Consider the following 7,620-nt stretch of genomic DNA (forward strand, 5'->3'; position numbering starts at 1 on the left):
GATACATCCCTGTACCACAAGTGAACGGCGACATCCATTTCGCCTTCTTTATATCTAATTTACTCTAGATAAATTAACGATTAGGTGTATTATCTCTACAAATAGAATTCGTATAAGCCAATAAGAATGAAACATTTTTTAGTCTATAACTGCAATTTTTGTAATTCCCAGAATATTCGTCTAGATGTATTAAAAACTACTATCAACACATATAAGAGTTATTACAATCAAATATTTTATTGGCAAGCATTTACACAATGTAGTAATTGCAAGAAAGGGATGATTTTACATTTAGAATCAGATAAGAAAAAAATTGATGATGATATATATCTAGATCATAGAGAAAAAAAAGAGATAAGCCTTGTAGTTGATCTATGTACTCTGTCTTATACAAATATAAATGATCATGTATTTATCAAAGGATTAATTACACCTCCATTAAAACAACAGAATGTTTGTCCCATTCATGTTCCAGAAGAGATCAAAAATATTTTTGATGAAGCTACGAAATGCTTATCAATGGATTGCTTCGTAGCTAGTGGCTCTATGTTCAGATTATGCTTAGATTTAGTAACTAAAAATTTATTAGAAAAATGGTTAGAAGAAAATCAAGCCAGTGAGCAACAACCGAATAAGGACCAAAGAAATAAATTAGCTAATCGAATTGATTTTTTAATTAATCAAGACAAGATTCCAAAACGATTAAAAGAACTAGCTCATTGTATTCGTCATGATGGCAATGATTCTGCGCATGATGGAACTACGGGTGAAGACGAAGCATTAGATTGTTTAGACTTTACAGAAGCATTATTAAAAGAAGTGTATACATTTCCTGCTCAGATACAGGAAGCGGAAAAAAGAAGACTTGAACGTCGAGAAAAATCTTAAGACTCAATATCAATCTAATAACATGACCTGCGACATGGATGTCGCCCGTTCGTTAGGGGTATACGGACGTGCCCTTTAAAGAACAAGGGGGTTTTGTTACTTTTGCCCCGTCAAAAGTAAGGCAAAAAGCTATAACCCTCATCCCAACCTTCTCCCTGAGCCATATGTGACGCAAGAGAAAGAGCTTTCAAAAAATTTTAAAATTTATATCTAAGTATGATAAAAAATATCCATCCCTTTAAAACTTATAAGAACCCCATGAAAACATTTAACCCCCTATTCCTCACACTTGCTCTAAGCACTACAACCCTCCCCATTCAAGCGGCTGAAACCGCTATTCCAACGCAAAAACAAGTGGCTGGCTACTACCATCACCAAATCGGCAACACTCAAATCACCGCCCTGCTCGATGGCACAAACTACTTAAACCCTGCGCTATTTAAAGGCTTAAGTGACAGCGAAAAAACGGGCATTCTCAAAAAATACGCTGCCATCAACGACAAAGGCATACAAACCTCAGTCAATGCTTTTTTAATCAATACAGGCAACCAGCTACTAATGGTCGACAGCGGTGCTGCAAGTTGCTTTGGCACACACTTAGGTTCAATCTATAACAACCTCAAAGCATCGGGTTATCAACCAGAACAGGTCAATAGCATTTTCCTGACCCATTTACACCCTGACCATGTGTGTGGCATCTCAAATAACGGTGTAGCAAATTACCCAAATGCCACACTGCATATTTCCAAAACCGAATATGACTACTGGCTCAGTCCAAACACCATCAAGAAACTACCCAAAGAAAACCAAGAGAAATTTTTAGGCACAGTTGAGAAAATTAAAGCTGCACTTGCACCCTATGAAAAAGCCAAAAAAATTAAAGTCTTTTCAGATAAAGCTTTGAGCTTTGGAGATATTCAATTTAAGCCATCTTTCGGTCATACCCCAGGGCATTACAGCTTTAAACTGAAAACCGATGCTCAAGAAGTGGTATTTATTGGTGACATCGTGCATTCACATACCTTGCAGTTTGATGCACCAAAAACAGCGGTAGATTTTGATATAGACCCTAAGGCAGCAGTCGAAACCCGTCTTGAACATTTTGCTGAATATGCCAAAGCGGGTCAGTTGATTGCTGCACCGCATTTACCTTTCCCAGGCATTGGGCATATCTATTCAAAAGATGGTCAAAGCTATCAGTGGATACCGGTACACTTTAAAGATTAATTGAGTACTGTGATTGCAATATTCTAAGTCTGAAACCCTAAGCTTTTAGGGTTTCATTTATTTTATAAACACCTAACCAACAAGTATTAAAGATCTTAAACTCAAAAATCACGTTTAGATTGAGAATTAAAATCCGCTACTTCACTTAATTTTTTAAATTTTTTCTTAAAAATTGCTTCACATTCATTGTGCACCTTTAGCACTCATTTCTAGCATTCAATTGAGTCCGATAAATCTAAATATTTAAAAATTAGGTATAAATTTTAAATTTATCACCTCTTGTAGTGTCTTAGTTTGGTGCAAACAAGTCACATTATGCCTTATATCGAGTCTTATTAATTTCAATAAATTCTTCATCAAAATTTCCCTTGCTAGTGCCTCTTTTAGAATCATTTTGCCTCTATATACTGGGTTTCTTTTGTGATTCTACGCACTAAATTGGAACGCACCATGCAAAATATAGACTTATTATTTCTCCTTCTCGGTGCAGTTCTGGTGCTTGCCATGCATGCAGGATTTGCTTTTCTGGAACTTGGAACAGTTCGACATAAGAATCAGGTCAATGCCTTAAGTAAAATTCTAACTGACTTTGCCATCTCTGCAATCGCATACTTTTTAGTGGGTTACTATATTGCCTATGGACAGCATTTTTTCCATGATGCCAATACCTTAGCAGCTGATCATGGCTATAACCTGATGCGCTGTTTCTTCCTGCTTACCTTTGCTGCCGCCATTCCAGCGATTATCTCTGGTGGTATTGCTGAACGGGCCAAAATGCGCTCGCAGGCTTTAGCAACTTTATTTCTGGTTGCCCTGATTTATCCGTTTTTTGAAGGCATGATCTGGAATGGTAACTTTGGTTTCCAGGACTGGTTGGCTCAGGCATTTGGTGCTAGCTTTCATGATTTCGCCGGTTCAGTGGTGGTGCATGCCATGGGTGGCTGGATCGCACTGGCTGCAGTAATTCTGCTTGGTGCACGTCATGGCCGCTATAAAAATGATGGCCGGATTACAGCACATCCGCCTTCATCGATTCCATTTTTGGCTTTAGGTTCATGGATTTTAATTGTCGGCTGGTTTGGTTTTAATGTCATGAGTGCCCAGCGCCTCGATGCTATTTCTGGACTGGTCGCCATCAACTCTTTAATGGCAATGGTCGGTGGAACAATTGCAGCCAAAGTGGCAGGTAAAGATGACCCGGGCTTTCTGCATAATGGACCATTAGCCGGCTTGGTAGCGATCTGTGCAGGCTCAGATGTGGTACATCCATTGGGTGCACTTTTTATCGGGATCAGCGCAGGCGTGATTTTTGTAAAACTGTTTACGTATACCCAAAATAAACTCAAAGTGGATGATGTGCTTGGTGTCTGGCCTTTGCATGGTGTATGCGGAGCTTTTGGGGGTCTTGCTGTAGGTATCTTCGGTCAGCAATGGCTGGGAGGCATGGGCGGCGTTTCTTTAATTTCACAGCTAGTTGGTACAGTTCTCGCCATTATTGTGGCTTTGGCAGGTGGCTTCCTGGTCTATGGCCTGCTCAAAGTATGGATTGGTATTCGTCTCACCCGGGAAGAAGAATTTACAGGTGCAGACTTGTCCATTCACCGTATTTCTGCGAATTCTGAAGAAAATATTTTTTAATGCTCTCGTAAAAAAGCCCCTATTTCACAGGGGCTTTTTTATCTATAGCGGAGCTTATAGAAATAATTACTTCATACCAAAGATCAGCTTTAATCCAAGCACGGTCATGACTGCACCTGCAGCACGATCAAAGCCTGCTTTGAATTTTAAATACACACGACGAGGCTTTTCTGCAGACAAGGCAACTGCCACCAAAGAACACCATCCTGCATCAATAAAGAAACATAGGACCGGAAGCACGACATAGAAATAGGTCGGAATTTCTTTAGGCAAAAGTGCAGTAAAAATACTGGCTAATACAATGGCAATTTTGGGGTTAGATAATTGAGTGATCAAGCCTGTAGTATAAGCACGACGCAGTGACATCTGGGTATTGCTGTCTTCATCGGCATTAATCGGCTCTTTGGCATGTTTAATAATTTTAAATGCCAGCCAGAGCAAATAAATCCCACCACAGATTTTTAAAGCCAGATAAGCAGATGGCACAGCCAGTAAAAATGCCTGTAAGCCTAGAACTGCGAGTAGACCAAAAACAGCGGCACCTGTACCGGTTCCTAATGCCGTAAACAGGCCATGCTTACGCGAAATAGCAATTGAATTTTTTGCCACATAAATCGATGTCGGCCCAGGGCTCATTGCGCCTAACATTAATGCAAAGGCAATTGAGCCCAAAATCCAGAATGATTCCACAACACAACCCGGTTAAATCTTGATTGCGCTATTCTAAGCAAAATGCAGCACGAATGCTGCATTTTTATAGTGCAAAATTTTAACTTTATCTCATAAATATTCAGTTTAAGTTTACTGAAGCTCTTGGGCGATAAATTGCGGTTTAGACAAATGATAGTCGTGATCATGTACCGGCATTCCGCCTATGATCATGGTTCTGACTTCAGTTTTCGGTTTATTCATTTTGTCATTATCACAGCCAGCCAGACTGGACAGAAGTAACGCAAGCACAACATAGGATAGATGTTTCATTTGCTACCCTCCTGACAGATTCCCTTAACTTTAGATTAGCATTTTATGTCTGTTTTTTATTCAATTATTTTGTGACAAGCTGCATCATTCAAGAGTGCAGTTAGAATAGGAATAAAGTCACTTTCGGGTACGCTCAAATTGGTTATACTGTTGCCGTTCTCACTTTTAAGATTGCCATGTTTGATTCGATTGCCCAGCAATTCATAGACCAAACCCTGAATGTACACGGTATGCAACTGACCATACGTCGGTTGGATCTGGTGCATCCACGGATTTCGGGCAACAAGTTTTTTAAGCTGAAATATAATTTTCTGCAAGCGCAACAACAAGGGTTTAAAAAGTTGCTGACTTTTGGCGGTGCTTATTCAAATCATATTGCAGCGACGGCATTTGCGGCACATCAGTTTGGTTTTGAAAGTATCGGCATTATTCGTGGTGAAGAACTTAAAGAAAAACCCTTAAATCCTACCTTAAAGACCGCGCAAGACTTTGGCATGCAGTTGCATTTTGTCAGCCGTGAGGATTATCGACGTAAACAGCAACCCGATTTTTTGGCAGAATTACAGCAGCAGTTTCCAGATCATTACGTGATTCCTGAAGGGGGGACCAATACGCTTGCTATTCAAGGCTGTCAGGAAATTTTAAAACCTGAAGATCGCCAGTTTGATGTGATCTGTTCTGCAGTGGGTACAGGCGGTACAATTACAGGACTGATTGAAGCCAGTCAAAATCATCAACACGTTTTAGGTTTTTCTGCACTGAAAGGGACATTCTTAACAGAAGATGTCGCCAAACTGACCAGCAAGAAAAACTGGCAGATTATGGATGACTATTGCTGTGGTGGTTATGCCAAAACTACAGCTGAACTGATTCAGTTTGTTCAGAACTTTGAAGCTGAATACGGTATTCCTTTAGAACAGATTTATACCGGGAAAATGCTGATGGGCCTGACTGAGCTGATTGTAAAGGGTTATTTCCCTGCTGGATCAAAGCTATTGGTTATTCATACCGGAGGCCTGCAAGGCAAAATCCCTGAGCTGTATACAAATTAAACCGGATTAATCGGCTCATTATTATTTAAAGCCATCAAACCTTTGGCTAGACGGTAAATGTGCCAGATAAACACTACAAACAGAATCCCGAATCCAATCAGAATCGTGGTTAATAAGCCACCGATCAGATAACCAATTAAACTGATCCAGAAGGTTCGAATCTGCCAGTCGCTATGACTTTCCAGCCAGGTGCCGCGCATTTCATTGCGTTTCAGATAGTTCATAATAATGGCAACAATCGGCGTCAGGCCGACAAAGAAGCCCAGAATATACAGAATATAAGTAATCAGATTATATTGTTTTAATTGTTCGATATTCGCCATCAGTCTTTCTCCTGGGCTTTTTATCCTCATGTATAAAACTATAGAAGCAGCTTTTCAGTATTTCAAATCAGTTGTGATGAATGTCTGATGAATATCTGTAATTCGATTTGCTTCAGGATGAATAGAGAAAGCTGAAATAAAATTGTCTATAATGCTTTCCTTTTCTTCTCCCTTGAGTGTGTCATGTCTTCCAAGCAATACGATGTTCTAGTCATAGGTGCAGGTGCGTCAGGTTTAATGACAGCATATATGGCTGCGCAACGTGGTCGTCGTGTTGTCGTGGTTGAAAAGGCCAATAAGGTCGGTAAAAAGATCCTGATGTCTGGTGGTGGGAAATGTAACTTCACCAACTTGTACGTCGAGCCGGAAAACTTCATCTCGCATAACCCACATTTTGTTATTTCAGCCCTGACCCGTTATACCAACTGGGATTTCATTGGTATGGTATGCGAGTACGGTATTGAATATGAAGAGCGTAAGCATGGGCAGCTGTTTACGCTGAATGGCGCCAAAGAAATTCTGGCAATGCTGCTGTCTGAATGTGATAAGACCGGTCTGGTCGATATTAAAACGAGTTGTGAAGTCAAAGCAGTCAACGCGGTCGACGATCAAGGTTTGCAGGTTGCAACATCTTTGGGATATTTTGAAGTTGAATCTGTCGTGGTGGCTTCCGGTGGCCTGTCAATTCCGACCCTGGGTGGTTCTGGTATTGGCTATGAGATTGCCAAGCAATTTGGGCACTATATCTATCCGACCCGTGCCGGTCTAGTGCCATTTACCTTCTCGGATAATTTTAAAGAAGTTACGACGCGCTTAAGTGGTAATGCGGTAGAAGCAACTTTATCTAATGAGCTGAACAGCTTTACTGAAGCCCTGCTGTTTACCCATCGTGGCCTAAGTGGTCCAAGCTCGTTGCAATTGTCTAACTACTGGGATGTTGGTCAAAGCTTTAAGGTCGATTTCCTGCCAAGTGTGGATCTGTTTGACTTCTTTAAATCCAGAAAACAAAGCCAGCCAAAAGTCTTGTTACGGACCCTACTCACCGAGCACTTACCCAAAAGTGTGGTACTGGAATTACAGCATCTGATCTGGACTGAGGTTGCAGAAACCTCGATTGGCAATATCAGTGATGATAAACTGGAACAGATCGCCAAACGTTTGCACAACTTTGAAGTGAAACCATCAGGCACCGAAGGCTATCGTACTGCCGAAGTAACGCTAGGGGGTGTAGATACTACCGAAGTTTCTTCAAAAACCATGGAAAGCAAAAAACAGAAAGGTTTATTCTTTGTCGGTGAAATTCTGGATGTAACCGGACATCTGGGTGGATTTAATTTCCAATGGGCATGGTCATCAGCGCATGCCGCATCAGAATATGTTTAATTTATAAATACTCTAAAGTCAGTCTCAAGTTCACTCCAGATAGTCTGTTTTAAACAGCTTAAGATTGGCTGTATTTTCAAGACGGTCAATCGTCAGCTGCATTTTTCGGCCGGCTTCTTGCAAATAAT

The 7,620-nt window shown here is 40.6% G+C and carries 8 protein-coding genes; 5 read left to right on the plus strand and 3 right to left on the minus strand.

From position 1 onward, the window contains the following. The first annotated feature begins 126 nt into the window (after positions 1–126). The 3 genes from B4033_RS01600 to B4033_RS01610 all read left to right on the plus strand — a co-directional run bounded on the left by B4033_RS01600 (position 127) and on the right by B4033_RS01610 (position 3,753). Positions 127–888, plus strand: a complete 762-nt coding sequence (locus B4033_RS01600; RefSeq protein ID WP_286831481.1) for a DUF4145 domain-containing protein — start codon at positions 127–129, stop codon at positions 886–888. Between the two features lie 258 nt (positions 889–1,146). After that, positions 1,147–2,115, plus strand: a complete 969-nt coding sequence (locus B4033_RS01605) for an MBL fold metallo-hydrolase (RefSeq protein ID WP_286831484.1) — start codon at positions 1,147–1,149, stop codon at positions 2,113–2,115. A gap of 450 nt (positions 2,116–2,565) precedes the next feature. Then, complete coding sequence (locus B4033_RS01610) at positions 2,566–3,753, plus strand: ammonium transporter (RefSeq protein ID WP_005223049.1); 1,188 nt, start codon at positions 2,566–2,568, stop codon at positions 3,751–3,753. A gap of 66 nt (positions 3,754–3,819) precedes the next feature. On the opposite strand, the gene B4033_RS01615 is transcribed toward B4033_RS01610, so the two are convergent. Both B4033_RS01615 and B4033_RS01620 read right to left on the minus strand, forming a co-directional pair. Then, positions 3,820–4,443, minus strand: a complete 624-nt coding sequence (locus B4033_RS01615; RefSeq protein WP_076754062.1) for a LysE family translocator — start codon at positions 4,441–4,443, stop codon at positions 3,820–3,822. 111 nt (positions 4,444–4,554) lie between these two features. After that, positions 4,555–4,734, minus strand: coding sequence for an NF038215 family lipoprotein (locus B4033_RS01620; RefSeq protein WP_004814732.1), 180 nt, complete (start codon positions 4,732–4,734; stop codon positions 4,555–4,557). A gap of 176 nt (positions 4,735–4,910) precedes the next feature. On the opposite strand from B4033_RS01620, the gene B4033_RS01625 reads away from it, so the two are divergent. After that, complete coding sequence (locus B4033_RS01625; protein ID WP_286831490.1) at positions 4,911–5,786, plus strand: 1-aminocyclopropane-1-carboxylate deaminase/D-cysteine desulfhydrase; 876 nt, start codon at positions 4,911–4,913, stop codon at positions 5,784–5,786. On the opposite strand, the gene B4033_RS01630 is transcribed toward B4033_RS01625, so the two are convergent. Further along, positions 5,783–6,109, minus strand: coding sequence for a DUF4870 family protein (locus B4033_RS01630; protein ID WP_008307481.1), 327 nt, complete (start codon positions 6,107–6,109; stop codon positions 5,783–5,785). The genes B4033_RS01625 and B4033_RS01630 overlap by 4 nt on opposite strands. A 183-nt stretch (positions 6,110–6,292) precedes the next feature. Between B4033_RS01630 and B4033_RS01635 the strand changes: the two genes are divergently transcribed. Then, positions 6,293–7,492, plus strand: coding sequence for an NAD(P)/FAD-dependent oxidoreductase (locus B4033_RS01635; RefSeq protein ID WP_286831495.1), 1,200 nt, complete (start codon positions 6,293–6,295; stop codon positions 7,490–7,492). Positions 7,493–7,620 lie beyond the last annotated feature (128 nt).

It is taken from the genome of Acinetobacter sp. UBA3132 (assembly GCF_002364825.1).
GTDB lineage: Bacteria > Pseudomonadota > Gammaproteobacteria > Pseudomonadales > Moraxellaceae > Acinetobacter > Acinetobacter schindleri.

Excerpts from the sequence above, each read along its gene's own strand:
- B4033_RS01600 (WP_286831481.1), top strand. The coding sequence starts at position 127 with ATGAAACATTTTTTAGTCTATAACTGCAATTTTTGTAATTCCCAGAAT.
- B4033_RS01610 (WP_005223049.1), top strand. The coding sequence starts at position 2,566 with ATGCAAAATATAGACTTATTATTTCTCCTTCTCGGTGCAGTTCTGGTG.
- B4033_RS01635 (WP_286831495.1), top strand. The coding sequence starts at position 6,293 with ATGTCTTCCAAGCAATACGATGTTCTAGTCATAGGTGCAGGTGCGTCA.
- B4033_RS01620 (WP_004814732.1), bottom strand. The coding sequence starts at position 4,734 with ATGAAACATCTATCCTATGTTGTGCTTGCGTTACTTCTGTCCAGTCTG.
- B4033_RS01625 (WP_286831490.1), top strand. The coding sequence starts at position 4,911 with ATGTTTGATTCGATTGCCCAGCAATTCATAGACCAAACCCTGAATGTA.
- B4033_RS01605 (WP_286831484.1), top strand. The coding sequence starts at position 1,147 with ATGAAAACATTTAACCCCCTATTCCTCACACTTGCTCTAAGCACTACA.
- B4033_RS01630 (WP_008307481.1), bottom strand. The coding sequence starts at position 6,109 with ATGGCGAATATCGAACAATTAAAACAATATAATCTGATTACTTATATT.